Origin of the sequence: Paenibacillus sp. FSL W8-0187, from assembly GCF_037969755.1 — a bacterium.
Classification (GTDB): Bacteria; Bacillota; Bacilli; order Paenibacillales; family Paenibacillaceae; genus Paenibacillus_AQ.
The window spans coordinates 6,098,716-6,125,701 of the sequence record NZ_CP150206.1; the positions used below are offsets into that span (position 1 = coordinate 6,098,716).

General features: G+C 49.0%; 26 protein-coding genes and 5 tRNA genes. 7 read left to right on the plus strand and 24 right to left on the minus strand.

Translation table 11 applies throughout. The features are described from left to right. Nucleotides 1-13 precede the first annotated feature (13 nt). The 10 genes from MKY48_RS27580 to MKY48_RS27625 all read right to left on the minus strand — a co-directional run bounded on the left by MKY48_RS27580 (nucleotide 14) and on the right by MKY48_RS27625 (nucleotide 5,913). Nucleotides 14-1,036 (minus strand): ABC transporter substrate-binding protein, encoded by a 1,023-nt coding sequence (locus tag MKY48_RS27580; protein WP_076324667.1) that lies wholly within the window; start codon nucleotides 1,034-1,036, stop codon nucleotides 14-16. 118 nt (nucleotides 1,037-1,154) lie between these two features. Further along, nucleotides 1,155-2,822, minus strand: coding sequence for an AraC family transcriptional regulator (locus tag MKY48_RS27585; RefSeq protein ID WP_339291736.1), 1,668 nt, complete (start codon nucleotides 2,820-2,822; stop codon nucleotides 1,155-1,157). Between the two features lie 262 nt (nucleotides 2,823-3,084). After that, entirely contained in the window at nucleotides 3,085-3,549 is a 465-nt protein-coding gene (locus MKY48_RS27590; protein WP_076324669.1) for a general stress protein, read from the minus strand. A gap of 313 nt (nucleotides 3,550-3,862) precedes the next feature. Continuing rightward, a tRNA-Leu gene (locus MKY48_RS27595) sits at nucleotides 3,863-3,945 on the minus strand. Nucleotides 3,946-3,984: 39 nt separating this feature from the next. Then, nucleotides 3,985-4,060 (minus strand) — tRNA-Lys (locus MKY48_RS27600). Between the two features lie 84 nt (nucleotides 4,061-4,144). Then, nucleotides 4,145-4,219, minus strand: a tRNA-Glu gene (locus tag MKY48_RS27605). A 116-nt stretch (nucleotides 4,220-4,335) separates the two neighbouring features. Beyond that, entirely contained in the window at nucleotides 4,336-5,031 is a 696-nt protein-coding gene (locus tag MKY48_RS27610) for a peptidase E (protein WP_339291737.1), read from the minus strand. Nucleotides 5,032-5,212: 181 nt separating this feature from the next. Then, nucleotides 5,213-5,301, minus strand: a tRNA-Ser gene (locus tag MKY48_RS27615). A 3-nt stretch (nucleotides 5,302-5,304) separates the two neighbouring features. Next, nucleotides 5,305-5,380, minus strand: a tRNA-Asn gene (locus MKY48_RS27620). A 26-nt stretch (nucleotides 5,381-5,406) separates the two neighbouring features. After that, entirely contained in the window at nucleotides 5,407-5,913 is a 507-nt protein-coding gene (locus MKY48_RS27625) for a SprT family protein (RefSeq protein ID WP_339267756.1), read from the minus strand. Nucleotides 5,914-6,010: 97 nt separating this feature from the next. On the opposite strand from MKY48_RS27625, the gene MKY48_RS27630 reads away from it, so the two are divergent. Together MKY48_RS27630 and cmpA are read left to right on the plus strand one after the other, a co-directional pair. Beyond that, nucleotides 6,011-6,361 carry a hydrolase/acyltransferase gene (locus tag MKY48_RS27630; protein ID WP_071222576.1) on the plus strand — a complete coding sequence of 117 codons (351 nt, stop codon included), beginning with the start codon at nucleotides 6,011-6,013 and terminating at the stop codon, nucleotides 6,359-6,361. 80 nt (nucleotides 6,362-6,441) lie between these two features. After that, on the plus strand, nucleotides 6,442-6,573 hold the full coding sequence (gene cmpA, locus MKY48_RS27635; RefSeq protein ID WP_015737250.1) for a cortex morphogenetic protein CmpA: 132 nt from the start codon (nucleotides 6,442-6,444) through the stop codon (nucleotides 6,571-6,573). 98 nt (nucleotides 6,574-6,671) lie between these two features. Here the strand turns inward: cmpA and MKY48_RS27640 are convergent, their stop codons facing one another. Next, nucleotides 6,672-7,142 (minus strand): DinB family protein, encoded by a 471-nt coding sequence (locus tag MKY48_RS27640; RefSeq protein WP_339291738.1) that lies wholly within the window; start codon nucleotides 7,140-7,142, stop codon nucleotides 6,672-6,674. A gap of 146 nt (nucleotides 7,143-7,288) precedes the next feature. On the opposite strand from MKY48_RS27640, the gene MKY48_RS27645 reads away from it, so the two are divergent. After that, nucleotides 7,289-7,852 (plus strand): CGNR zinc finger domain-containing protein, encoded by a 564-nt coding sequence (locus MKY48_RS27645; RefSeq protein ID WP_339291739.1) that lies wholly within the window; start codon nucleotides 7,289-7,291, stop codon nucleotides 7,850-7,852. A 66-nt stretch (nucleotides 7,853-7,918) separates the two neighbouring features. Next, nucleotides 7,919-8,362 carry a GNAT family N-acetyltransferase gene (locus tag MKY48_RS27650; protein ID WP_339291740.1) on the plus strand — a complete coding sequence of 148 codons (444 nt, stop codon included), beginning with the start codon at nucleotides 7,919-7,921 and terminating at the stop codon, nucleotides 8,360-8,362. A 292-nt stretch (nucleotides 8,363-8,654) separates the two neighbouring features. Here the strand turns inward: MKY48_RS27650 and MKY48_RS27655 are convergent, their stop codons facing one another. The 10 genes from MKY48_RS27655 to MKY48_RS27700 all read right to left on the minus strand — a co-directional run bounded on the left by MKY48_RS27655 (nucleotide 8,655) and on the right by MKY48_RS27700 (nucleotide 19,741). Next, a complete protein-coding gene (locus MKY48_RS27655; RefSeq protein WP_339267763.1) occupies nucleotides 8,655-10,868 on the minus strand; it encodes a Tex family protein in 2,214 nt (737 codons plus the stop codon). A 441-nt stretch (nucleotides 10,869-11,309) separates the two neighbouring features. Beyond that, complete coding sequence (locus tag MKY48_RS27660) at nucleotides 11,310-11,660, minus strand: type II toxin-antitoxin system PemK/MazF family toxin (RefSeq protein WP_006212388.1); 351 nt, start codon at nucleotides 11,658-11,660, stop codon at nucleotides 11,310-11,312. A 3-nt stretch (nucleotides 11,661-11,663) separates the two neighbouring features. Beyond that, nucleotides 11,664-11,945, minus strand: a complete 282-nt coding sequence (locus MKY48_RS27665) for a ribbon-helix-helix protein, CopG family (RefSeq protein ID WP_028406492.1) — start codon at nucleotides 11,943-11,945, stop codon at nucleotides 11,664-11,666. Between the two features lie 225 nt (nucleotides 11,946-12,170). Next, on the minus strand, nucleotides 12,171-13,358 hold the full coding sequence (alr, locus tag MKY48_RS27670; protein WP_339267766.1) for an alanine racemase: 1,188 nt from the start codon (nucleotides 13,356-13,358) through the stop codon (nucleotides 12,171-12,173). A 271-nt stretch (nucleotides 13,359-13,629) separates the two neighbouring features. Continuing rightward, nucleotides 13,630-14,742, minus strand: coding sequence for a DUF4367 domain-containing protein (locus MKY48_RS27675; RefSeq protein ID WP_339267768.1), 1,113 nt, complete (start codon nucleotides 14,740-14,742; stop codon nucleotides 13,630-13,632). 263 nt (nucleotides 14,743-15,005) lie between these two features. Further along, nucleotides 15,006-16,334, minus strand: coding sequence for an MFS transporter (locus MKY48_RS27680; RefSeq protein ID WP_339267770.1), 1,329 nt, complete (start codon nucleotides 16,332-16,334; stop codon nucleotides 15,006-15,008). 65 nt (nucleotides 16,335-16,399) lie between these two features. Further along, on the minus strand, nucleotides 16,400-16,897 hold the full coding sequence (locus MKY48_RS27685; protein WP_076324677.1) for a winged helix-turn-helix domain-containing protein: 498 nt from the start codon (nucleotides 16,895-16,897) through the stop codon (nucleotides 16,400-16,402). A 174-nt stretch (nucleotides 16,898-17,071) separates the two neighbouring features. Beyond that, on the minus strand, nucleotides 17,072-17,632 hold the full coding sequence (locus MKY48_RS27690; RefSeq protein WP_339267772.1) for a GNAT family N-acetyltransferase: 561 nt from the start codon (nucleotides 17,630-17,632) through the stop codon (nucleotides 17,072-17,074). Between the two features lie 41 nt (nucleotides 17,633-17,673). Continuing rightward, a complete protein-coding gene (locus MKY48_RS27695; protein ID WP_339267774.1) occupies nucleotides 17,674-19,002 on the minus strand; it encodes an alpha/beta hydrolase-fold protein in 1,329 nt (442 codons plus the stop codon). Nucleotides 19,003-19,171: 169 nt separating this feature from the next. Next, complete coding sequence (locus MKY48_RS27700) at nucleotides 19,172-19,741, minus strand: GbsR/MarR family transcriptional regulator (protein WP_339267776.1); 570 nt, start codon at nucleotides 19,739-19,741, stop codon at nucleotides 19,172-19,174. A gap of 373 nt (nucleotides 19,742-20,114) precedes the next feature. Here MKY48_RS27700 and MKY48_RS27705 point away from each other — a divergent pair, with 373 nt between their 5' ends. The 3 genes from MKY48_RS27705 to MKY48_RS27715 are packed head-to-tail and all read left to right on the plus strand — an operon-like array spanning nucleotide 20,115 to nucleotide 23,066. Continuing rightward, a complete protein-coding gene (locus tag MKY48_RS27705) occupies nucleotides 20,115-21,317 on the plus strand; it encodes a glycine betaine/L-proline ABC transporter ATP-binding protein (protein WP_076324681.1) in 1,203 nt (400 codons plus the stop codon). After that, nucleotides 21,310-22,143 carry a proline/glycine betaine ABC transporter permease gene (locus tag MKY48_RS27710; protein WP_076324682.1) on the plus strand — a complete coding sequence of 278 codons (834 nt, stop codon included), beginning with the start codon at nucleotides 21,310-21,312 and terminating at the stop codon, nucleotides 22,141-22,143. Before MKY48_RS27705 ends, MKY48_RS27710 begins: the two co-directional genes overlap by 8 nt. A gap of 2 nt (nucleotides 22,144-22,145) precedes the next feature. Further along, entirely contained in the window at nucleotides 22,146-23,066 is a 921-nt protein-coding gene (locus MKY48_RS27715; protein WP_076324683.1) for a glycine betaine ABC transporter substrate-binding protein, read from the plus strand. 1,013 nt (nucleotides 23,067-24,079) lie between these two features. Here the strand turns inward: MKY48_RS27715 and MKY48_RS27720 are convergent. The 3 genes from MKY48_RS27720 to MKY48_RS27730 form a co-directional block, all read right to left on the minus strand. After that, entirely contained in the window at nucleotides 24,080-24,811 is a 732-nt protein-coding gene (locus tag MKY48_RS27720) for a DUF6081 family protein (protein WP_127593381.1), read from the minus strand. A 17-nt stretch (nucleotides 24,812-24,828) separates the two neighbouring features. Continuing rightward, complete coding sequence (locus tag MKY48_RS27725; RefSeq protein WP_339267779.1) at nucleotides 24,829-25,755, minus strand: prenyltransferase; 927 nt, start codon at nucleotides 25,753-25,755, stop codon at nucleotides 24,829-24,831. 151 nt (nucleotides 25,756-25,906) lie between these two features. After that, on the minus strand, nucleotides 25,907-26,884 hold the full coding sequence (locus MKY48_RS27730) for a LacI family DNA-binding transcriptional regulator (protein WP_339267781.1): 978 nt from the start codon (nucleotides 26,882-26,884) through the stop codon (nucleotides 25,907-25,909). Between the last annotated feature and the right edge of the window lie 102 nt (nucleotides 26,885-26,986).

The window sequence follows — 26,986 nt, forward strand, 5'->3', positions numbered from 1 at the left end:
GAAATGTTTGATATTACTTTGTCAGGCTTTCGACCGCAGCTTTCAGAAACTCGATTTTGCTGTACGCAGTTCCGCCTTGAGCGAGTGGATCCACCACGTTGACAAAAGCGGTGCCGTTCTTGAATGCATTCAAGTTCTTCATGATTGGATCATTCTGCAGTTCTTCCAAAGCATTTGGCGTATCTTTATTCTCATCTGGCGAGAATTGGACAAATACGTAATCCGGATTCATCTCTGCAATCTTCTCTTTCGAGATCAGTTCCTGTGCTTTGGCTGCGGCTACTTCAGCCGGTACTTCAATCCCCAAATCCTCATACAATACCGGGTTAAAGAACACCCCTGCCGGATAGATGTACATCTCACCTGCACGAATCCGAAGCGCCAGAACTTTCTTGTCCTTCAGGCTATCTCCAATCGTCGCTTTGACTTTTTCCAAGTCCTCTTTATATTTCGCGATTTCCTGTTCCGCTTGTTCCTGTTTGCCGCTTAACTCGCCGAGCAATTTCAGGTTGCTTTCCCAGTTGGTCGAGATATGGGAGTACGGAATCGTAGGAGCAATTTTGTTCAACTGTTCAATGACTTCAGGCTTGGCTTTGGACGATGCCAAAATCACATCCGGCTTCAAAGACAGGATCGTTTCGAAATTCGGCTCCATTTTCTCACCAACCGACTGGGCGTCCTTCGTGATCGACTCAAACATCGGCGGGAATTTACCCGAGAAAGTGATGGCTCCAACCGGATTCACTTCCAACACAATGGCATCCTCCATGGCTTCAACGGCACCCGTAATGACGATGCGCTCCGTTTTGGCCGGAAGCGTATATTCCTGATCGAGGTATTTTACAACTTTAGTATCGGACGATGTGGGGGTCGCTTCTTCTTTCGCAGCGTTATCCTCCCCGGCTGTATTCGTGCTTTCTGCTGCATTATTCGTGCTTGCTCCGTCTGTATCTTTAGCCTCGTTACCTCCACCGCAAGCGGACAGTACCAACGCAAATGCCAGCAATAACCCCAAAACCCATTTCATTCGTTTCATCTCTCTCCTAATACCCCTTCCATGATCTATGATCACTCGAATAATTGATAATGATTATCATTATTGATCATAGTATAGGATTTGCTCTCTTAGTTCCATGGACAAATAACCGGATTCCTCATGGACAATTTCCGGAAAACAACCGAAAGGCCTCTTCCGCCATCTGCTCCATCGCAATGGGAGAGTATTCGCGCCAAGGGTAAGAGGATACTGGATGGAACGTTCCTTCTCGCACCGCGGGAATGGTCATCCACTCCGGCGTTGCCTGCAGTTTCCTCCAATTCGCCAGCGTTTCCGAATCCTGACGGATCAAGAGCAGGATATGGTCTGCGCGGCTCTCCTTGATCTGCTCAATCGTTAAACATCCTTCATCCTCCCAATCCATAGGCATAGCCGGCTGAAAATTGAAATAATCAAATAATAGTTCCTTCATGCCCGGATGGTTGTAAGCCATCAGTTCATCCTGATGCAGGCGTGCGGTCAAAAGCGTGCGTGCATCCATCATTTCAGTGGGGAGCTTCTCACGGTAAGTCGATATTTTATGATGAAACGTTTCAATCCATCGCTCTGCTTCAGGCAGCTTGTTCAGCAATTTAGCGAGACCTAGCAGATTAAACTGCCACCCTTCCTGCTCTGCCGGCATTTCGTAGAGGGGGGCAATCAGCCGAAGCTGTTCCTTCTCCCAATCCTCCACCCCCTGTGCGCAGACGATGAGCTCCGGACGTGCCGAGGCCAGCTTCTCCAGATTGGCATATTTGTTATGATTCTGGCGGTATGCATCCAGATGGACCGGGATATCCGGCCCAAGAAGGTTATAGTAATGCTGTGACCACTTCGGATGAAGCGGAGCCGCATACGGCGTGAAATCCAGCGGCATGGTGTAACCCAGGAGGGCTGTGGAGCCGTACATCGCCAGTTTATTTTTCCTTGTCTTCATATACACCGAGGGAGAGATCCCGAATGCCTTCTTGAACTTGCGGCTAAAATAAAATTCATCCTTATACCCCACCATATGCGCCACTTCACGCAGCAAAGAATCGGAGCCCAGCATCAGCTGCTTCGCCTTGTTCAAACGGACATGGGCCAAATAATCCATTGCGCTGCACCCATACGTCTTCTTATATACTTCTACAAAATATTTAGGACTTAACTCGGAGAGATTCGCCAATTGTTCAATCGTTAAATCTTCATCATAATGTTCCTCGATATATTCCTTCACCCGCTCCAGCGCTTGCCGCTTATCATTCTTGGAGTATGGGCTGCATTCGGCAATCATTGTATATAGCAGCTCTTGAAAATCCAACTGAACCCTCCACTGCTTCATGGGCTCCTTGCTGTGAAAATCCTTATACATCGACCGACAGACGAGATTCAAGCGGTCCGGAGAGCTAATGACAAAGATGCCATCATAGGGCATGAGAGTGGCGCCGTCCACCTCATGCAATCGACCGCAGCCTGAGACACCTTCCATGAAACTAAAATGAAGTATTGCAACCGAAGCTTGCTCGTGTTCCTCAGAACTCTTGAGATCGGCACTCGTAATTCCGAAAGTAGACCCTGCTGCACAAAAATAAACACATCCCTTATTCATACGGGTGATTTGCTCTGCCTGTTGTAAACAGGTTTCTCCGCTCAGCGGGATGATCAGGGCTGGCTGCACTGCCAACTGCTGCTCCAAGGAGAGCTCATGCCCATGAACAATATCCATATTCCATAAACCGGCCATAAGCCCGCTGTATTCACGTGAATCTTTTTTGCTACTGCTATTCGTCGATAGGTTTACCATATGTACAGACCCCAACCTTAAATGAGAATGGTTATCATTATCATATAATTATCACACACCGTCCCAAAAGTCCAGCACGATCTTCTCTTCTCCACCTTATCGCATGACGATGGAAGGCAAAAAGAAAGCAGCCACGCGCTCCCTGTCAGGGAGTCGTAGCTGCTGCTTTTCAAATCGTATGGATGAGGCGGATCTTTCGCATGTGAGCAATTCAGTCCCCTTCAAGGGAGGGAAACTTTATCTCAAATCCACCGGATTGTCATTAGTTCCCCCGCTGGCGCTGCCTAGCTCTCGCCTCGCCGCCTTTGCGGCCCGCTTCTTCGCGGCTCATCTTGCCATCCCCGTTGCTGTCGCTGCCGCTTCTGGCTTCGCCGCCCTGCTGCCCAATCTCTTGATAGAACTCACGTCCGTGGGAATCCGAGGTAGCCTCGCCGCCTTTGCGTCCGATGTCCTCATAGAATTCTCTGCCATGAGAGTCGGAAGTCGCTTCCCCGCCCTTCTGGCCGATTTCCTGATAAAATTCCTTATCATGAGAGTTTGACGTGGATTCTCCGCCTTTTTTACCGATATCCTGATAAAAGTCTTTGTCATGGGAACGGGAAGTTGCTTCGCCGCCCTTCCGTCCGATTTCTTGGTAGAATTCTTTGTCATGTTTGTTCGCAGTTGCTTCTCCACCTAAACGTCCTGCTTCTTCACGGCTCATCTTTCCATTGTTGTTATTAGCCATTCTGAATCACTCCTTATAGGTAATTTGAAGTTGTTGCTCGTCCACGTTATGATATTAAACTTCTGACCAGAGATGAAACACCCGTTTTGCATAAACGCGCACTGAAAATCGATGAAAACCGTGATGAATCCTATGTAAACCTTGATATAAGAAAAACGTCTATCGACGTACATTCTAGAGAAGACAGACCGCGTTTAGATGTTGTTTTTCTTTCGATATCAGGTAGGCCATGCTTCGAAGTTTATACTTTCTGATATCTTAAACGCAAAAAAAAGCCCCGCACAAAGTGCGGAGCCTTTTCTTAATGTTCGTATGCGGTAGAGAGGACTCGAACCTCCACGGGTATACACCCACTACCCCCTCAAGATAGCGTGTCTGCCATTCCACCACTACCGCATAATATAAGGGATACATCATTTCGTTACTTCATAAAAATGGTGAGCCATGAAGGGCTCGAACCTTCGACACCCTGATTAAAAGTCAGGTGCTCTACCAACTGAGCTAATGGCTCTCGATGACAATCGTGCAGCTGCCATATAAGAAAGTGGTGTCCCGTAGAACCGACGGGGTTCTCATCCCGAGGTTATATAGAAAGTGGTGACCCGTAGGGGATTCGAACCCCTGTTACCTCCGTGAAAGGGAGGTGTCTTAACCCCTTGACCAACGGGCCACTTTAACCACGTCGCCGTGACGACAAGATTGAGTATAGCATAATTTCAAAAATGCTGGCAAGCTTTTTTTTCGTAAATTTTAATATTTATTTTCGGAGCTTTTTCGGCTTATAAATCAGCCTAAAAAATCCGGCGTTAACTTCTCTTCTTGAACGCGATTTCCTTCGAGTCCCACATGATATGCATGTGCATTTTTCCTTGAGCTTACGATCCTATGCAGCCGTCCGTCCATAAAATGCAAAGCAACCCCATCATCAGCTGCATATCCTGCTTGTGCTTCACCTTGAAGCACAAGTTTATGATAGGCAGGTCTTCTTTTGCTCTCACCATCATAATGAGGGCAATGACTGCCTTGTAATATACCCAAACCCTCAAGCTTGTACAAAGGCGCGTTCAACGGGTCCGTCACCCCTTGCTCAAACCAGCAAATGGAACCAGCGCTTAACCCAGTTAAGATGACACCCTGTTCATACGCCTCCTGGAGTATCTGATCCAGGCCCCATTCCTTCCACAAGACCAGCATATTGCGGGTATTGCCCCCGCCAACATAGATGATATCCTTCTCGAGTACAAAAGACCGAAGATCGGCAAAGTTCGGCTGGAACAGCGACAGATGAATGGGAGTACACGGCAGTGTCCGGAAAGCATGATAGAAACGTTCAATATAACCATCCGCATCCCCGCTTGCTGTCGGAACAAAACACACCTTAGGCATTTCTTTCGGTACTTGTGCCAAAATATAGCGATCAAGCAGCAGATTATCCGGTTCCATCGAGAAACCGCCGCCACCCATGGCAATTATCTGTTTCATTGTTCTCTGCCCCCATTTACGCTAGGCCAAAGAGAGAGGGATACTCTCTCTTTGGTCGAGACTGCGAAGAATGCCTAACGCAACTTATGCTCCGACGAACCCTATCCAGGATTCTCATCCCTATGCAAAAAAAAGCTCCCGATCACTTGGTGATGGGAGCTTTCTTTGATGTAACGCTCAACGGAGAGAGAGGGATTCGAACCCTCGCACCGCTTACGCAGTCTAACCCCTTAGCAGAGGGTCCCCTTATAGCCACTTGGGTATCTCTCCATATGGCTCCCCGAACAGGACTCGAACCTGTGACAACTCGATTAACAGTCGAGTGCTCTACCAACTGAGCTATCAGGGAACATTAAGTTGGATATTAATAATTTATCATGACTTCATAGGGGAGTCAAGTTTCAGAAGCGTAAGGCGTCCGGCGCACTTTCCACACCGATAACGAGCCGGATTCATCTTCCGTTTACGGAGGTATTCCGTCCCGCAGGCACTGCAGCGAAGTTTATATCGATAAGGTTCCGGCTCCCGACGGCCCGCAGCCTTGCCCTTCGGCAAGGACTTGCAGAAACGGCTCCCTCCAACGGCTTGCAGCAGGTTTTTGAAATCAGCGTCCCGATGCCGATATCCCCTGCCCGCAATATGCAGATGATAATGGCACAGCTCATGCTTGATGATCTTCTCCACCTCTTCCCTGCCGTGCGTAGCCAGCTGATGCGGATTGATCTCGATATGATGGCTTTTCATGAAATAGCGGCCGCCTGTTGAGGACAATCGCCGGTTAAACGTCGCCTTGTGCCTGAACGGAACCCGGAAGCTCTCCAGCGAGACTTTCTCAACCCATGCCTGCAGTTCTTCATTGCTCATCTCGTTCATCGTCACCATGTCTTTCCTTCCTTTTGCCTTATAAATGCTACTTGAATTTTAACTTCTCTCTGGGCTACACTGTCAAGTAGAAAGTATGGAGGGAGAACCTGCAATCATGCCAAACATGCGCTACGTTATTTTAAAAGGACAGGACGAGCTGTTATTTGTCGAAATGCCCAGTGACTATGCTTACCAGCTCAGTGCTTTAAATTTACGCCTCAATAAGGAAATCGATAAACTCACCGCCGCAGGCAAACCTCAGCTACCACTTGCTGTAGCCGAATGCGACAATCTGGATTTGCTGCAGGAATCGCTGAGCATTCAAGGTGGTCTGGAATACATAAATGAGCTTGAGCAAGCCTTTGCTTCCCTTAAGGAAACGGAATATCCACTCATCTCGCTGCTTACCGAAATTCGGGCTCTCCAAGCGCAGCTTGAGCAATGGTACGAGGAAGAAGCGTTATAATCGAGGTAGACCTGCACGCTTTGGGCTTTTTCCCCATATGCTATCCATACAGATGGAATTAGCAAGAGGAGGAGATACCCTTGCCGCAATGGCTCTGCAATCAATTGACACGCGCTTTTCGCAAAAAGGACAGACGTCAGATCAAGCTGCTTAACGAATGCTGGTACTTTTACCGGAATTCCCCGGGCGAAGAAAACTCGAATGCCCGTTAGTGCATTGCAACCGATCCATAGGTATGACAATAAGCCGGACATCCTGTCCGGCTTATTTTTGCATTGTATTATGATGGCTGAATGGTGGGATTTTGCACTTATAGATCGCTGCGTTTAGCTGGCCAGGACCCCTGCAGCTTCCGGAGAAAAACAATTTGCCCCGTATGATATGCATCATGCATGATTAAGCTAAGTATTCGCTGCGGCGATTCGATGACCTCCGCCTCCGGCATCTCCTCAATCTTCTGTCTTAACGCAGCATGAACTTCCTGAAGCCGCTCCCGAGCCGTATTCCATGCGTCCTCACTTGTTTCGTGAATGAGAAACGTCTCGTCGTTACCAATCCCTTCATTATGGAGCGGTGTCCCTTCCAATCTTCCGAGCAGACGCTGTTTGTAATACAGCAAATGCTGCACGTTCTCCCATATGGAATTCGCCGCCTGCCCTTCCGGTTTCCACAAAGCCTGCTCAACCGTAACATCCTTCAAGGCAGGAAGAATCGGCGGATACCAATCCTCTTGCCCCATCGCATAATCCCAGTTTTGGAGCAGCAATTCCTTCATGTTCATAACCATCGCCTCCGCCTCATAATTGTAACCACCATAAATAAAATAGAACGTTACATAAAAATTAACACACTTCAGACCCCATTACAAGTAACTAGCAACATGAATATTAACTTGTTACAATAATGAGACGAGAAAGGATGAGCTTCATGTTATGGGATGATTTTATAAACAGCGAATGGCATGACTGGAGAGGCAGCGGCCGATCCGAGGATCGGCTTGCCCGTGAGGATTGGCTCACCGATTTTATAAACGAGTACAATCTCCCAATCTCCGTTCCGCTGACCCCGGATGAACTGGGGCTGCTGAGGCAGCTTCGTTCCTTCCTATTGACGTGTGTTCAACACATCGCCGCGGGAGAGTCTCCTTCCCCCATGGAGATAGAGGAATTAAACCGCTGGATGGCTGCCGGACCCGTTATTCGCCAGCTCAAGATAGATGAGGATCAAAAATTTGTACTGGCTTATATCCTGCAAAAACCTGGCCTGCAAGCAGCGGCTGCCGAGATTGCCGGCTCCTTTGCGCAAGCTATCGAGCAAGGCGAGTTATCCCGGTTTCGCATCTGTACGAATCCCGATTGCCTCTGGGTATATTACGACGACACGCGAAACCGTTCCAAACGATATTGCGATGATAAAATGTGCGGCAATCTGATGAAGGTCAGACGGTTTCGGGCGAAGAAAAAGCAGCCATCTTCGGGCAGCGAGAGTTAAGCCGGGTGTTTATGCTGGGCGCAGTCTAACGCAATATACATTTCAAACTAACTGAGGTGAGTAGTCATGAGCATTAAAAGGGTAACTCAAGCAGAATTGCCTTGGGTCAATCAACAATACGAACACATCGGCTTTCAGCCAAGTTCACTGGACAATGAAATTATTGCCATCGTCATGTCGCAAGACGACTACGCAGGGATCGGCCGATTGGTTAAACTTAATGACCACGAGGCGGAGCTCGGTGGTATTTATATTCTGGACAAGTTTAGAGGACAGTCCCTGGCACACGAAATCGTCACGTTTCTTGTAGAGGAATCAAAAAGATTGGGCCTAGATACGGTATACTGCATTCCGTTTGAAGAGCTGCAGCATTTCTATAAGAGGTTGTTCAAAAAGTCCGCTTTTGATCACGAAGTAAATCAAGAAGTAACTCGGCATCGAATCTTGAATTCACCCGGGACTTCCGGTGCTCACGTACCTAAAACGTACGCTCCGCTCCTCAGTCCCTAGCTTCATCCAACCTTCTCGGTGCTGAAAACCGACCTTTTTGAACACGCACTATAAGAAGTTTGGTTTTCATGAATTCGATGTATCTGCTCCCACAGTCGAACCCAAAATTCTAACAAAATATCACTGGTGTCTCGAAAGTTACGATAAAAACGTCCTGCTGCTAAAGCTGAACCATCGCTAAACCCATCGCCAGGACATATCCCCATTAGCTATTAGTACAGGGCAGTTATGCAAAAAAGAGCCGTTTCTCCCCAAAGGAGATACGGCTCTTTTATTACGCCTGCAGTACCTATCACTGATCTTTCGGCTTGCGCATCGTCAATCCGACGCGGCCTTTTTTCAAATCTACATTCAGCACCCACACGGTAACGTTATCCCCCACAGAGACAACATCCATCGGGTGTTTGACAAATCCATCGCTCAGCTGGGAAATATGCACCAGGCCATCGCTCTTGATGCCGATATCCACAAAGGCGCCAAAATCGATGACATTGCGTACCGTTCCCTGCAGCTCCATTCCCGGCATAAGATCCTCGATCTTCAGCACGTCCTGGCGGAAAATCGGCAGCGGCAGCTCCTCCCGCGGATCGCGTCCCGGACGCTGCAAGCTGTCCAGAATATCGCGCAGGGTCGGTACACCAACCTCCAGCTTCACGGCAAGGTTCTCCGGCTGCTGGGCATCCAGCAGTTCAGCGAGCTCCTTGCTGCCGAGCTTGTCCAGACTTACCTGAAGCTCCTGGAACAAACGGTCAACCACCGCATAGGATTCCGGGTGAATCGGGGTGCGATCCAGTATGTTCTCGCCTTCCGATATCCGCATAAAGCCCACGCACTGTTCATAGGTCTTGGCACCGAGACGCGGAACCTTCTGCAGCTGCTTCCGGCTGACAAACTTCCCGTTCTCTTCCCGGTATTTCACGATATTTTTGGCAATGGTGGCATTGATGCCAGCCACATAGGAGAGTAGTGACGGCGATGCCGTATTCACATCCACCCCGACATGGTTAACCGCAGACTCTACGACGGCTTTCAGGCTCTCCTCCAGATGCTTCTGGGTGACGTCATGCTGATATTGGCCCACACCGATCGATTTCGGATCGATCTTCACCAGCTCGGCCAGCGGATCCTGCACACGGCGTGCGATCGAGGCTGCGCTGCGCTCGGCAACATCCAGATCAGGGAACTCTTCCTGAGCCAGCTTCGAGGCCGAGTACACGCTTGCTCCCGCTTCATTGACGATGAGGTAAGCCAGCTCAGGGTCAGCAAGTTCCGCAATGACTTCTTCGGCTACGAATTGCTCCGTTTCACGGGATGCCGTACCGTTTCCAATGACAATAAGCTTGATGCCGTATTTTGCAATCAGCTCTTTAATCTTCGCGGCCGCCTCCTGCTTCTTGTTGGCCGGCGGCGTCGGATAGGTTACAGCTACCTCAAGCAGCTTGCCTGTATCATCGACCACCGCAAGCTTACAACCGGTACGGTAAGCCGGGTCAACGCCCAGCACACAGCGACCTTTCACCGGCGGCTGCAGCAGCAGGCTGCGCAGGTTCCCCGCAAAGATGGAGATTGCCTGGTTCTCCCCTTTTTCCGTCAGCTCACCCCGCACTTCCCGTTCAATCGATGGGGCAATAAGACGCTTGTATGAATCCTCGATCACCGCCGTAAGAATATCCGTGACGGCAGATGGACCTTTAAGCACCTGCTTGCCGATATACGCGTGAATGGAATCGGAAGGAACATCAAGCCCCACCTTCAGAATATTCTCGCGCTCTCCCCGGTTAATGGCCAAAATCCGGTGCGGCGGCATTTTCTTCGCCAATTCCCGATAATTGTAATAGTTCTCGTATACGGATTCCACTTCGGTATCCTTCGCCTCTGAGGTCAATATGCCGTGGTCCAGGCTGTATCTGCGTACCCAGGAACGAACGGTTGCGTCATCGGCAATGTTTTCGGCCAATATATCCATCGCGCCTTGCACAGCCTCTTCTGCCGAAGCCACACCCTTCTCCTCATCAACATACTTGGCTGCCTCAACCATCACATCAGCCTGCTTCGGCTGCGACCATATCCACTCCGACAGCGGCTCAAGTCCTTTTTCCTTGGCGACGCTGGCCCGGGTTTTACGTTTCTGCTTATACGGACGGTATAGATCCTCTACCTCCTGCAGCTTAACGGCGGCCGTAATCGACGCCTTCAGATCTTCTGTTAGCTTGCCTTGCTCCTCTATGATGCGAATGACTTCCCGCTTACGGACCTCCAAATTGCGCAAATAACCTGTCCGCTCTTCAATATCACGTAATTGGTTCTCATCCAGTTCGCCTGTCATTTCCTTACGGTAACGCGCAATAAACGGTATGGTATTGCCCTCATCCAGAAGTTCAACGGTCGTACGCACCTGTTTTTCGGACAATTGAAGCTCCTTTGCGATCTGCTTCACGATCCGTTTCGATTCTTCCTTGCGAATCTGTTCCTCATTTACTTCCACAACAGCTTCTAATTCAGACAATGATATCCCTCTTTCTTCAATGAAACTATATTTGCTATTATCCCAAACTTAAGCGCTCATTTCCACTACATCGCTCACTTCGTAAGGCTTTAAGCTGCTTTTAATGTCAATTTCATCTAATTTTAAGATTTAATTTATATTCTTATTGTACGAACATGCCGCTGCCGGATATCCACACCTCATTAAAATCAGGGGGGTCACCTTAAATGAATGACAAACATGCGATTGCCTGGTCCGTTGTCTGCCTGTTGTTTATCGCAGCGGCGGTCACTACGGCCTACATCCTCATACCTACAAACATGTAATCCACCAATCTCCAGTCCCATGCAGCAATTGCCGAGCCTTCAAACATACCATCCATATAAAAACCCTCAAGGAATTACTCCTTGAGGGTTTTTAGTCATAACATTCTATGTGGAAAACGTTAGTGCTTGAATGGAATCAAAAATCAATCAAGCCCAGACTTATTTGCAGGGAATCATCCACCTTACTCATCATTTCATCATCAAGATGGGTGATTTTGTCCGTTAGCCGCTGCTTATCAATCGTCCGGATCTGCTCTAGCAAAATGACGGAATCCCGGTCAAATCCATGCGACGCCGCGTCGATTTCGACGTGAGTCGGCAGCTTGGCTTTTTGAATCTGTGCCGTAATGGCTGCAACAATCACAGTCGGACTAAACCGGTTGCCGATATCATTCTGAATGACAAGGACCGGCCTTACGCCGCCCTGCTCAGAACCGACAACAGGTGATAAATCCGCAAAAAATACGTCGCCCCGTTTAACGATCACTGTCTACACCCCGCTTACTAAGCGGTCTAGAGTGTTGTCTGCATCTTCCTCCGCGTGAAACGCCTCAGAAGCCATGGTCAGGTTAATTTTGGCCATTTCCATATAACCCCGCTGCATGGATTCACGAATGTAACGTTTCTTCCGTTCATTCAGGTACAACTTCATGGCTTGCCTAATAAGCTCACTGCGGTTGGAATTTTCCAGCTGAGCGATCCCGTCCACTTCCTGCAAAAGATGATCCGGTAAACTGATCATGATTCGTTTGGTGTTCTGCATATTGGCCACCCTCTATTACACCCCCACAACCTTCTCGCCTGTGCACCAGTATTACATTATTCAAGGAAAATTATACAAAAGAATATATATGCCGAAGGTATATCAAGTATGCTGCATATCATTATAAACTACAATCGACACTTTCGTACAGACTTAAACGACATATTCCTAATTCGGGAAGGTCTGTACTTATTCCTTCTTTCCTGAATAAATTACTTAGGGTGACATGACTTGTTAAAGGTTGCTCCAGAGTGCGTTTACGGTCTTCACGGGTATATCATCACGTATATACTGACGTGGTACCCGGTGGGCAATCATGCAGACGACCTCGTAGTGGATCGTCCCCAGCTTGGACGCCAGCTCATCTGCCGTAATGCATTCGCCAGACTGCTGACCGATGAGTACAACCTCTTCACCAGCTTTAATTTGTTCCGCCTCATCGGCGAAAGGTTTGAGCGATACCATACATTGGTCCATACAGATAGTTCCGACTACAGGGACGCGGCGGCCGCGTATCAGTACTTCCACTTTACCGCTCAGCATACGAGAGAAGCCATCGGCGTAACCGATGGGAAGGGTTCCAATTTGCTCTTCCTCCCCCGTTACATACTTCGTCCCGTAGCTGATACCGGAATGCGGAGGTAAATTTTTGACGTAGACAAGCTTTGTCTTTAACGTCATGACAGGGCGAAGGCTCACTGTCTTTCGATTCACCTCATCCGAAGGATACAGTCCGTACAAGCCGATGCCGACACGAACCATATCATAGGATAATTCAGGTGTATCAATCGCAGCAGCACTGTTGCCCGTATGTATGATGGGGATATGGTAGTCCTTATCCCGAAGAGCGTCCGCTACGCCCTGAAAACGGCGGTACTGTCCCAACGTATAGTCTTTGTTCTCTTCATCCGCTCTTGCAAAATGGGTAAACATTCCTTCGACAACAACCTGCGGCAGCGAAAATACTTCTTCTATAAAAGAAATTGCATCTTCGCCTGGAAGCAGGCCCAAACGACCCATTCCGCTGTCAATCTTGATGTGTACCTTGAGTGGCTTCTCCGGCTGGACCGGCAGTGCCTTTATCGCTTGGAGCACTTCCGAACTGAACAGGGTTACGGTCACATCATGCTCATAAGCGATCTCTACAGCCTCCGGTGGTGTATAACCGAGCACCAGGATTGGGCAAGAGATGCCTCCTTGCCGAAGCTCGAGCGCTTCATCCAGGAAAGCTACGCTTAAGTAAGGCGCCCCCAGTTGCTGAAGTTCGCGAGCCACTTCTACAGCTCCGTGACCATAGGCGTTAGCCTTCACACAAGCAAGCAATTTCATGTGGCTTGGCAGCGCCTCACGAAAAGCGTTATAGTTGGCGCGCAGATGGTCTAGGTTGATCTCCGCCAGGGTAGGTCGATATATCGCTTGCAATTCCAGTCACCTTCTTACCATTTTGAAAAAAGCATTATGCTTTGCAATAGATTAATGGTAATGTTCCGGGGGGCAACTGTCAATTGAGACAAACTGCTTATTTATGAGGCTCGTGGTCCCCCCGGGGTGGCGAAACTTGGTGAAACATCGGAATATCTGCAAGAAATAGCGATAGGCCTACGGACGGGGTTCCTTTATTTGGAAAAGAGGCGAATGGCCTCATTGTCGGAATGTTGCCCTCCTTCAATGCTCGGTATCCGCCTACTTCGTATTATTTACCCGATTCTCCCTGCATGGAAGCAGCGACTTTCTTCATTTCTTCGACAGGCAGATTGGCGCTCGTAATTCGGTATTCCACGCCTTCCGAATTCCAGGTCAGCGTTCTTTGCTGATCGCCGGTGAGCAGACCTACCGTTGTAAAATCAATATATACCGCCTCGCCCGGTACGAGGGAGACCGCACGATCCACCGGTCTGGATTCCATAATCGTATATTGGTACACACCGTCATACTTCAGAATAACCGCATGATCCTTGTTCTCCGGAACTTCCATCGTGTCTTTGTTCGTGACCCCTGCAGGCACATATTCCGGATAGATAATGCCGAAGGATCCCATATCGCGACCGGAAGCTGTTTCTGTCAAACCTTCGGTTCCCTGAGTGCCGTTACCTTCCGTACCGGAAGCCACCGGTACCCCGTTCTCGTCCACTTCCGCCATGGTCCCCTTAGCATCGTTCATCGCACTTAGATTCTTGTTGGTATCAAACGAATCCTTCGACAGGTTCGTATCGAAGGTAAAGGTGTTGAATTTCACTTCAACAACCACATTCGCTTCGGAGTCCGACACTTGTACCTGTTTCGGTGTGTAGTTGTCCTTGGCGAGCCAAATCTTTTGACGAATCAACGAATGGCTGTGGTAATTAGCAGCCACATCAAACACGTAACTATCCTTATCCTCAGCAAACTGACGGGTGTTGTCGCTCAGAATGCTGCTGAGTAGCGTTTGGTACAGATATACCTGTCCCTGATTATCCGGCCAGTCGCTTTTGAAGCGGAAGCTCTTGTTCAAGCTAGGCGTCAGAACGAACACGCCGTCATCGTTGCGAAGCACGATTTGCGTAATATCCTTTTGCCCATTGGTTAAACTGATCCGGTAGTAAGATGGAGACTGGTACCATACCTCAACCTGATACTCCTGCGGCGCCGAACCGGTATGTATGGTCATAACGCCCGCTCCCTGGTAAGCCCCCTTGGCACTTTCCAGCTTATCAGCCACCTTGCCCAGATCCTTCACAACGCTGTCTGCATTTTTCTTCCCGCATCCCGCCAGTATTGTTGTTAAGCATAATACTACCGCGAGCAGCACCCATGAAATCCGGCGCATGTCATCATCCCCTTCAACACTTGTTTTGACTTGATTGATACATGTCTATGAGGGACTTGGTCACATTATGCAGACTAGCCTGACAAGCACCGCTGCGGTGGGACGCGGCAGGCGTTTACACTTCGTCTAAGTGAAAAAAAGAACCGTGATGAATCCGTCGATCGCTGATTCATCCTCGGCTCGGTTATTTGAGAAATTTCCAGTACGGGCGATCTTCTTCAGCCCTCTGTATAAGCATGGAAGCTAATCGACGTTAGCCATCTCTAAGGGGCTGTATTCATAGAAATGGATTTCTCAGGTGTTGCATTCGTATAAGGCGCAAACCATTTCTCATCCACATTGTCAGGTGATGGAAGACTGCGGGTGGTCGAGTCAAAAATCCAGAAGATTCCTACGCAGAATACGGCGATTCCGCATCCTGCGATAACGGACGAGCTTGCTGCAACAACGCCAAGAGCACCTCCAATTAGGCTGCCAAGCGGCATGGCAATTCCGCTGAGTCCGCTAGCTGCCGCGAACACCGTGCCCAATCTTTTCTCGGGTATCGCTTTCTGAATGACCGAATTGATGATAACGTTCGTAATGCCTCCGGGAAACCATGCCAAGCCGTATACCAGGACGACAAGCCATGTCCATGGGGTAAATACGCTGAGACACCAGGCAGCGCCAGATAAACAAAATGCTCCGGCAAAAAGATATCCAAGCGGCAGGCGCTCCAACTTCAAATACGGAGCCAGGATCGCGCCCAACAAACTTCCGCAAGCCTGGGCCATCAGCAATATACCGTAGACACCGGCTCCGCCGAGGCTGTCGGCAAACGCAGGCATAACCGTAAAGGTAGCGCCGCCCGCTGCATTAATGACGATAATCCCCATCTGTACCCGTGCAAGCGGGGTTGCCAGGATGTAGCGAAGCCCCTCTTTCATGTCCGCCCAATAATTTTTAAGGGCATTTCGCATAGATTTTGAATTTGCGGTGTTATTCGTTGATGTTTTAATTACGTTGTTATCAGAAGTTTTGGTAGACTTTTTGATTTTCAATTGCGAGAATAACAGCGCTCCGATGAAAAATCCGATCGAATTCCATAAGTAAAGGGATACTGCGCCCAGCACAATAATCAATACGCCGGATATTGCGTTGCAAGCGACATCGATGCCTTGATAGGCTAAGGAGAACAGCGAGTTTCCTTGCGTCAGCTGCTTCTTATCGAGAATTTTAGGAAGGGCCGACATTTGGGCCGGATATACCCACATATTCAGCGTGGATAGAACTGGTGTAATCGCCAGCACAACGCCTACTGTCAGAAAGTCGAAATAAAATGCAAGCGGAACGATCAACAGTAGAACCGCCTGAAATAACTGGGTGTATACCAGAAGCCCCCGTAAAGGAACGCGGTCAATCATCGGACCGGATAACAGTTGAATGATTCGGGGGAGAATCGAGAGGAATCCGGCAAGTCCCGTATACAGCGTCGAGCCTCCCAGATCGTACACCAGCCACATGGCAGCTACCGCGTACAAGCTATCGCCGATATTCGTAAGGATTCGGCCAACGAACAACAGCAGGAAATTGCGATTCTTTAATATTTCCACGAAAGAAACACTCCTTGATTTAAAGTTTAGTAGTTTTGGAGAGAAGGGGCTAAAGAAGCCCCTTCCTATTCGGACGTTTCCGTCGAAACCACGTTGATCCCTACCGCATATTCCTTGCTGTCGTCCCCTTTTGTCGCAAGGGTCTTGGTCACCCATTTTTCGAGCAGTTCTCTGAATTCCTTCGTCATTTCTTCGTATTGCTCGGCGTTCAGCTGCATTCTCAGGCTTATCCTTGTGCGGCTGGCCGCTGCATAATCTTCGGCAAGAACCGGGTCTACCATTTGCGTTCCCTTGGTGTTAAACCACTTCGCTTTGGATTTATAATATTTCTCTACGATGCCGCCGACGGTCCGGGTCTCCACCAAATCTATTAATCCACCATCATATAACTTCTGAATATGATAGTGAATGCTTCCCGGCGAATCTCCCAATTCATCTGCTACTTGTTTGGCAGTTTTGGCCATATCCAGCATGGTTCCGAGAATCTTCACCCGCTGAGCGCTGCCGAGCAGCTTCGCTTGTTCCACCGATATTTCGATACTCTGATTATGATCTTGATCCATGACGCAAACACTCCATTCTAAATTAAAATAGACATTCTAATTGTGTAATTCATACGGTTATTTTCGTTCATTCCAATTTAATTTATCATTCTAATTTTCTAGATCGGTATGACACAATAATAAACCACCTATTACCATTTGTAAATAGGCGGCTTATAAATTGTTTATTTTTTTCTAAACCGGTTTGACCATATGATAATAAACATGCCCGTTAATCAAGATGTCCTTATCTGTTTGATAACCTCTTCTTTCGTACAAAGAATGAGCGCGATGATTGTCCGTCACCACGGCAAGAGCAATTTTACGATACATCAGCTCCTTTGCCCGATTCTCCGCGTGATGTATAAGGGCCGAACCAATCCCCTTACCTCCAAACTGCGGAGAAACCGATAACGTATCGATATAGTACTCATCCTCGTCCGCTTCTTTATCCAGCGCTACGGAAGGGTCATTCTTGAGCTTACGCAAACGATCCAGAATCGGACGATCCAATTCGGCCGCTTGATCACCGCCGTAAGCAACGATAATACCAGCCACCTCGCCGTCGATCTCTTTCACGGCAGCCTGTCGGTAACTGAGCCTGCCCTCGTCCGCCCGGAAATATTGCTCCAGCACTTCAAGCACTTTCTCTTCACTGTTTTCCCCTGTTAATTGATGCGCTACGTCGTGCAGTGCATCGTACAACAGTCTTATCGCTGCAGCTGCATCTTGTGGTTTTGCTGATCTGATGGTCATGCCTATTCATCCTCCATTACAATTCAATGCAATTTAGTAATTCAAGTATCCCAGTCCTCAACCTCATACAACAGCTCCATCTCGGACGATGCTGTAAAAGAACGCCGTTTAACTTTAGGATCCCCGATCTTTTCGTGCAGTCCAAACCCTCTTGATACCTTGAACGTAAAAGACAAACCATGAGGTACCATCGCACTTCCCCTATATAGGCCATCTCCGCAGTATGGAATCTCAAATCCGGCATAGATTGTGGGGGAAACCGGTGTGGAAGGCGGTACCTTCACTTGAATCGCGATTTTCACAAGCTCAGGCAGCTCTTCCACGATCGTAATCTCTTTATCTGCACTCAAGCCTCCCATTTGCAGCGTAACCCGGGTGCTGCCAGGAATTCTAGGCTTCAGCGTTCCGTTCGGCAGCAGCGTTAGCCATTCCGGCTCCTCAACATGATAAGTTCCGTTCATCAACGTTTGTACAAATCCGCTGTCGTATGTAATGACCGGATTCAATTGTTTGACAGGCCCTTTCACCCCTACGACTCCATCACCATGCAGCTTAATCGAGGTTGGTTCTCCAATGTCGCCGAAAAAATACAGCAGCGGCGCTTGCGCTCTGCCTGCCCAGTCGCTTTGACTGTGAGCCGCTCCCGGATCAAGAAACAGCATGAGATCTTCTCCCGGCACAAAGCCGTCTTGGATCAAGCGTGCTGCTTCCTCCCGTGCGTATTTTTCCATGAAGACCCCTTCCGCGCCGCCCATATCAAGCCATACCTTAAGATTCGGATGCGTACCGTATCTTTCATAAAAAGGATATTCCTTTAGCTCTCCTTGAGCATCAAAATAGGCTTTGACGAAATAAGGCGACATGACCGCAATGCTTCCGAACACATCCGGCCTTCTAAAGCCGATATTGTAGGTGACAATCCCGCCCGCAGACGAACCCATCATGGCCGTGTGCTCCGGACCCTTCAACGTGCGAAAGTTCTCATTGATATATGGTAAAACCTCTTCGATAATAAATAACTCATACCGTTCGCCGGCAAACGGGGGATCGAACACCTGATGCATCCTTGGATTGTCATGGAAATATTCATTCAGTCTTTGATGAGGAACCGTTGCGATGCCAACGATGATAATCTCCTGCATCCGTCCTTCGGACACCAGCCGATCTGCGGTGACATGCATATCCCACGAGCCGCCTCGCTCATCCGCTGAAAATACATGCTGCCCGTCATGCATATAGAGTACGGCATAATGCTTCTCCGTATTCTCATGATAACTGGGTGGAAGGTATACATACAAACTTCGGGTATTGCTTAAGTTAACCGATGGAAAATCTGCAATTTCTACCATTCTTGAGGACATATTGACCATTCTAACCCCTCCTGACTATTTTTGCACCCTATGCACTTGCATTCGATGATTCACCCTTAGGCGATGCCAGATAACAAAAAAAGGCACAACCCGATAAAATCAGGTTGTACCTCTTAGGTAAGCATTGCCTTACTCCACATTATACTGGGGAATTCCCCCATTTTCAATATCAGGATTTGTCCTCTGGCGGCTCTTTTGGCACATAATTAAAGATATCGCCATCCACAAAAGTATCAATCAATCGTTCCAGCCATTTATAGTAAGCAACGGCCTCGCGCATCTTCGCCTGATCCTCTTGCAGCACCGCTGCCAGCTCTTCGTCATCTTCATGCGCTTTACGGAGCTTCTCCGTTTCGTCGAGCGCTTTGCGCAGGACCAAAATGTTGCTCTCCACCGATTTACGCCATTTAATATCGAAGAAATCCAAGAAGGTCTGGTACCAGTCATACTCCACTTCATACAAATCCTTGCGGGAACCCTTCTCCCACACCTTGTTTACCATTTTATAATCGAGCAGCGTCCGCACGCCTGTACTCATGCTGGTCTTGCTCATCTTCATTTCCTGTCCCATTTCATCGAGGTTCATCGGTTTATCCGCAAAATAAAGCAATCCGTATAAATGTCCCGTTGAGAGTGGAATGCCGTACAAATCCATATTCCGTCCAATATTTTCAATGACACGCTTACGAATCTTATGCACGGCTGCCTGCCGTTCATCATCTAAATGGTACAAGCCCATGCTTGCAGCCTCCTCTATCTGTAACCATCCAAGAAGTCATGTCAATATAACAAAACTAGGTGGACTCGAAGTGTAGTGTGAACGATCTCCATGAAATTTAAACAAGCCCTGATCCACACACATTCTCTGATCTATTGTAGGGAAAGCTATTTTAAAAGTAAAGAAGATCACTCTAGAGGATATCGGAGCATATGGGAGCATTTCAAAGGATAACTTTGTACAGTTTTTACTGTACGTACTTTACGTACGGATATAACGTTTGATACTTTACGTATCGGTTGTTACAATGGGTGACATGGGTTTACGAGACGACAGGAATAAGAAGACTCGGTCAAATGGACGCGTCTCTATACAATAAAAAGGAGGAGTACTTTTGGCTATTCTGCAAGTTAACAAAGTCAGCAAATTGTTCGGCGCGAATCCGGAACAAGGGATTCAATTGCTGGAGCAAGGCTGGAGTAAAGCGCGAATTGCGAAAGAAAAAAATATAACGGTTGGCGTTAACCGTGTCAGCTTCGATATCCACGAGGGCGAGATTTTTGTCATCATGGGGTTGTCAGGCAGCGGTAAATCTACGTTGGTCCGTTTGCTAAATCGGTTGATTGAACCAACATCGGGCGAAATATTGATTCACGGCAAGGATCTCCGAAAAATGAACAAGGAACAGCTGCGTGATGTACGTCGCAAAAAAATCAGCATGGTGTTCCAGAAATTCGCCTTATTCCCTCATCGCTCGGTTGTAGAGAATGTGGAATACGGATTGGAAATTCAAAAGATAGACAAAAGCAAGCGGCACGAAGCGGCCATGAAGTCGCTCGAGCTTGTAGGTTTGAAAGGCTGGGAGGAAAAAATGCCCGATCAGCTTAGCGGCGGCATGCAGCAGCGTGTCGGGCTTGCCCGTGCACTCGCCAATGATCCGGAGATTCTGCTGATGGATGAGGCTTTCAGCGCATTGGATCCGCTCATCCGCAGAGACATGCAGGACGAATTGATCGAACTTCAGGACAAAATGAAAAAAACCATCGTGTTCATTACTCATGACCTGGACGAAGCTCTTCGGATCGGCGACCGCATTGCCTTGATGAAGGACGGTTCGATTGTACAGATCGGAACGCCGGAAGAAATCTTGACCCAGCCTGCCAACGATTATGTTGAGCGGTTCGTGGAAGATGTGGATCTGTCCAAGGTGCTTACCGCATCACGGGTTATGCGCCGTCCGGAGACCATTACGATGGATCGTGGACCTCGCGTGGCGCTTGAGCTGATGCGTGAACGGGGGATTTCGAACCTGTTCGTCATTGACCGTTCCAAGAAGCTGCTTGGCGTCATTACGGCCGAAGATGCATCCGATGCCATGAAGAATAACCGCAAGCTTGAGGATATTCTCATCACAGACGGTCCGAGTGTTGGACCCGATACATTGCTGAATGAATTGTTTGAAATTACGAGTATGGCTAAAGTGCCATTGGCCGTTGTGGATGAGACCGGCAGGTTGATGGGCGTTATCGTCCGCGGTGCTGTTCTTGGTGCCCTGGCCGGAGAAAGCAAGAGCGAGGAGGTGACGCAAGATGCCTAAGATCCCTCTCGCAAGCTGGGTTGATTCCTTGGTCGAATGGATGGGAGACGTCTTCTCCGGTTTCTTTGACGCCATCTCCTTCATTATCAAAAACGTTGTGCAGCTGTTTACGGATTTGTTCATGCTCCCTCATCCGTACCTGTTCATTGTCATCCTGGCTGTCATTGCCTATCTATTAGGCCGTCTGCCGTTGACATTGTTTACAGCCATCGGTTTTCTGCTCATCGATAACTTGGGCTATTGGTCACAGACCATGAGCACGCTCAGTCTGGTTATCACGGCAGCCTTGATCTCCGTTATACTGGGTGTTCCTCTGGGTATATGGGCGGCCTACAGCAAGTCGGCATCCCGCGTGATCATACCGGTTCTCGACTTTATGCAAACCATGCCGGCGTTTGTATACTTGCTCCCTGCCGTCACATTCTTCAGCTTGGGCGTAGTTCCAGGGGTTATCGCTTCGGTTATCTTCGCCATTCCGCCAACGATTCGCCTGACCCGCCTTGGCATTATGCAAGTATCAGGTGAACTGACGGAGGCTGCAGATGCATTCGGTTCGACTTCCGGGCAGAAATTGTTCAAGGTTCAGCTTCCGCTGGCCATGCCGACCTTGATGGCCGGCATTAACCAGACCATCATGCTGTCCTTGTCAATGGTCGTTATTGCTTCGATGATCGGTGCCCAAGGTATCGGTGCTGAGGTCTACCGGGCCGTAACTCAGCTGCAAATTGGTAAAGGGTTTGAAGCTGGCTTGGCTGTCGTCATTTTGGCGATTGTCCTCGACCGCTTTACACAAAATATATTTAAAACGAAAAAAAGGGGTGCTTAATTTTGAAGAAACAAAAGTTTTGGTTGCTGCTAAGCTTGGCTGCTATTTTGGTTCTGTCTGCTTGCGGACAGGGCGGAAACGGCGGCACGGATGGAACAACGGACAAAGGGACTGACGGCGGTGCTACTGCTTCCCTCGGCGACCAAGTGAAACATGAAATCATCGGTATTGATCCAGGTGCAGGTATTATGAAAGCTGCGGCTGCAGCGATTGATGAATATGGATTGACCGACTGGAAACTGATCGAAGGCTCCGGTGCTGCCATGACCGCAACCCTTAACAAAGCCATCAAGAACGAAGATCCCATCATTATTACCGGTTGGACACCGCACTGGATGTTTGCCAAATATGACCTGAAGTATTTGGAAGATCCGAAGAAAGTATTCGGTGAAGCGGAAGAGATCCACACCGTTGTCCGTCTTGGACTGAAAGAAGATCATCCGGAAGCTTACAAGTTCCTGAGCAATTTCAAGTGGACATCCGACGATATGGGTCAGATTATGACGGCAATCCAAGAAGGCCAAGACCCTGAGGCTGCCGCTAAAGAATGGGCAGACAGCAACGCAGAGAAAGTGGATGCCTGGCTTGAAGGCGTTCAGCCGGTTGACGGCAAAAGCTTCAAGTTCAGTTATGTAGCCTGGGATTCGGAGATTGCCAGCACCAACCTGCTGAAAGTGATCATGGAAGAGAAGCTCGGATACAAAGTTGACGCGCTTCAAGTAGAAGCTGGCCCAATGTGGACCGGCGTTGCCAATGGCGACGTGGATGCAACCGTAGCAGCATGGCTTCCATTGACGCATGCCGACTATTGGGATAAGTTCAAGGACCAAGTCGAAGACCTTGGCGCTAACATGGAAGGCGTAAAAACCGGCCTGGTGGTTCCGTCTTACGTGGAGGCAAATTCGATTGAGGATCTGAAGTAAAAATAGGCCATCCCATGGTATATGGGGTGGCTTTTTTCTTTTCGTGCTCAAGATTGTCGGCCTGGTCAGAGGAGGATGTATCCGTTCCGGTCGCTGTTGAAACCAGGAAAACAGGATGATATTCTTGCGGTATTTTCCCGGTTTCAAAGGCGAACGCCAGGTCTCCTCCACGGATACATCCTCTATTTCTTGCTGGCCTCCAATCTTTCCACCCACCAAAAGATAGCCATCCCTTTCATTAGGGATGGCCTTTTGGGGGCTGGGCGGGGGAGGGGCTAAGCTGACCCGTTCAACACGGTCAGCTAGCCTGATTTATTGCCGGTCCTGCTGTGAATCCCCTTGGGGACTCACAGGCTTGCCGGCGCAGCTTGTAGGGGTTACTGGTGCCCAGTGCAGTCCCTCTTAATCAAGCAAGCCTGTCGGCTTGCTTTCCTCACCGATACATCCTCTACTCTTGGCTGGCTCCAATCTTTCTACACCCGGATTGCCGGTCCTGCTGTGAATCCCCTTGGGGACTCACAGGCTTGCCGGCACAGCTTGTAGGGGTTGCTGGTGCCCAGTGCAGTCCCTCTTAATCAAGCAAGCCTGTCGGCTTGCTTTCCTCACCGATACATCCTCTACTCTTGGCTGGCTCCAATCTTTCCACACCCGGATTGCCGGGCATGCTGTGAATTCTTGGGACTCACAGGCTTGTCGGCCTAGCTTGTAGGGGCTGCTGGTGCCCAATTGCTGTCCCTCTTAATCAAGCAAGCCTATCGGCTTGCTTTCCTCCAACGATACATCTTCTACTCTTGGCTGGCTCCGATCTTTTCACACCCGGATTGCCGGGCATGCTGTGAATTCTTGGGACTCACAGGCTTGTCGGCCTAGCTTCCTTGGCCTTTTGGGGGCTTGCAGCCTTCCCTGATACGGCCTCGTAACATTGCACGAGCACTACTGCAGCTCGTCCTTCTCTCACAAAAAAAGATCATGCCTACAAAAATGAGCATGATCTTTTTACTACTATATAAGTGCTACTCTTTTATCGTAACCGTTACGGGAGAGTATTCGGCAATGACGGTTTGTCCATGCACGGATACGCTGCCCTGCGGCGTAAGGTCTTTTTCGGTCATGATGCCAAGCGCGATAGTGAATTTGTTGAACTTGATCGGGATGTTCTTCTCCCGGCGGATCTCTTCGCCGTTCACGTAGAAGATTGCTTCGTCCTCGGCACGGTTATACGTGATTTTATATGTGTTGAATTCCCGCGGCGTGAAGTGTGTATCCTCCTCTTTGAAAATGCAGAAGTAACGGGTCTTGTCCGATTCCGGCACCTGCACACCCGGGAACGGCAGAACGGCATACACGCTGGCATACTTGTCATTCGAAGCAAAAAAGTCCAGTGCTGCGCCCGTGCTGAAATCAAGCAGATTCAAAGATACATAGCCGTCATACAAGTCGCCGGGAACCGTACCTTGGGTGCGTGCCCGAATTTGCAGCTCGAACGTGACCTCGCCGGATTCCGGCACTTCCACCTCTTCGTTGGAATAATACATATGCTTGGCATTATCGAGAATTTGGATCTGATCATTCTGGCGGCTCAGCGGCGCGCGCACGTACAGGATGCCGTTGCGGACGATCACGACCGCATTCGGCTCGCGATATTCCCAGAATGAACCGTCCGGCAGCGGGAAACCGCCGATCTTCCAAGTCCCGGTCTCGGACAGGATAGAGTGAAAATCACCAAAAACGCGTTGTTGTTCCATCTAATTCCCCTTCTTCCTTACAAAGTCTGAATGATTCCCTGGATGAGCAATGACAGGATCAGCATGCCGCCGCAGCGCATAGTCGTCATCGTTGAGGCGCCCATCAGCGGTAAATACGCTTCGGAGCGGTTGCTGTCCTTCAGTCTTCCATAGACAAGATACAACGGAATCATCGTAAGCAGTGCAATTAATGCGTAAGGCGGAAGCGCCCCGGCCAATACGCAGGCGATCAAAGACAAGCATGCCAGCAGCAGCAGAACTCGAGAGAAGTTCAGGGCTCTCTTTTCACCCCATACCACAACCAGGGTCTTCTTCCCGGCCTGACGGTCCGCCTGCCAATGCAAAAAGTGATGATTAAACAAAATCAGCGTGGTCAGCAGCCCGATGGGCAGTGACAGCAGCAGCGCCCGGACATCCATATGTGAGGTTTGAACGTAGTATGCGCCCATCACCGGCAAAATACCAAAGGATAGCAGAATCGCAATCTCGCTGAAACCCTTGCCGCGATATCCGAATTGAATTGGCGGTGCGACATAGAAATAAGCGATCAACCCGCCAAGTCCGCCGAAGACGAAAGCCCACCAGCCACTGATCAAACTGAGGATAATCCCGCTCAGCGCAGCAATCCCGAACAGCGTCCAGGTAACGATCTCGAATTTACGGAGCGACCAGACGCCCTTCGTCAGAAAACCGGAGTTCGTGGAGATCGCATCCACATGCTCCTGCGCTTCCGTGTCCGTTCCATTCTTATAATCCCACAAATCGTTCACCATATTGGAGAACAGATGGGCAGCGCCGCTCCCGATCAAGGTCAATAAAAAGAGGCCTAAATGAACTTCACCTGTCCATACATAAGCCCCGAGTGCTCCCAAAGCAACCGGAATCAGCATAACAGGAATTACTTTGATTCGGGAAGCTTTTTTAAACTGTTCAAGGGCATCCACTTGGTTATGCTCCTTTCCTTCTATAATACAGAATAGAACGCCTGCAGACAGCTGCAGACGTTAACGTTGTGAAACATGGAACTTGCATAAATAAGAATATCATAATTGTCGAACTTTGTAATCCGTTTGTTAGAACTTGGCTATGCAGCCATTATACCGATGAACGTTCGATCAGCTCGAAGGCAAGCTCCTTGCGAATCGGCTCTTCCTGCTCCCCTTGAATATGCGCATACAGCATCTTGAAGGCCTCGGAGCCCATATCAAACAGTCGGTTATCAATCGTGGTGAGACCCAGCATTTTACCGATCGGCTGGTTGTCGAATCCGATGACAGCGAGCTCTTGCGGAATGGACAGTCCTCTCTTCTCGGCTTCATAGATCAATCCGGCGGCCACATGGTCACCCGTTACCAGCAAACTACTTGGACGTTCCTCCATAGCGGACAGTCGATCCATAATCGCCGCACCGTCCTCCAGATCGATACAGCCATCCAATATCCATTCCTGTCGGTAAGGCTCTCCGATCTCCTTAAGCACTTCTTCATACGCCACTTGGCGCGCTCTCGTGCTCGGACTGTCCAGTCTTCCCACCGTGAAGCCGATGCGTCGATGTCCCCGCTTTATCAAATATTGCATGGCACTGCGAAATGCCTCCGCATGGTTTATATATATAGAAGAAAATAATCGTTCGCCCGCATCCTGACAGCATACGATCGGTCCGTAAGCGCAGTAGGCTTCGATCTGTTTTGGAGTCACGGCCGATGATAAAATAATGATGCCGTCAATCTCGCGGTTACGCAGCATCTCCAGCACTTCCACTTCCTTATCTGGCGCATACCCAGTTTGGCACAGGATCAGGCGATAGCTAGCGGCAAGCGCTTCTTGGCCGGCTCCCTCCATCAGCAAGGAGAAGTAGGCATGATTAATAAACGGCAGCATGATAGCAATATTCATCGTTTTCCCTGTAATCAGATGGACCGCATTCATATTCCGGGCGTATTTCAGCTGTTTCATGGTCTCCAACACGCGTGTCCGCTTATCTTCTCTGACATAGGGATGATTGTTCAGCACCCGGGATACCGTTGACACCGAAACGCCTGCCATCTTGGCAATCTCTTTAATATTAGCCACTCCTTCAAGCCCCCTTCATCCACTGGTTCCTTCCTGATACTATCATGATTGCTTACCCTATTCAAAGAGAGGCAACCCGGTAGCAAAAGGCAGTTGTATTAC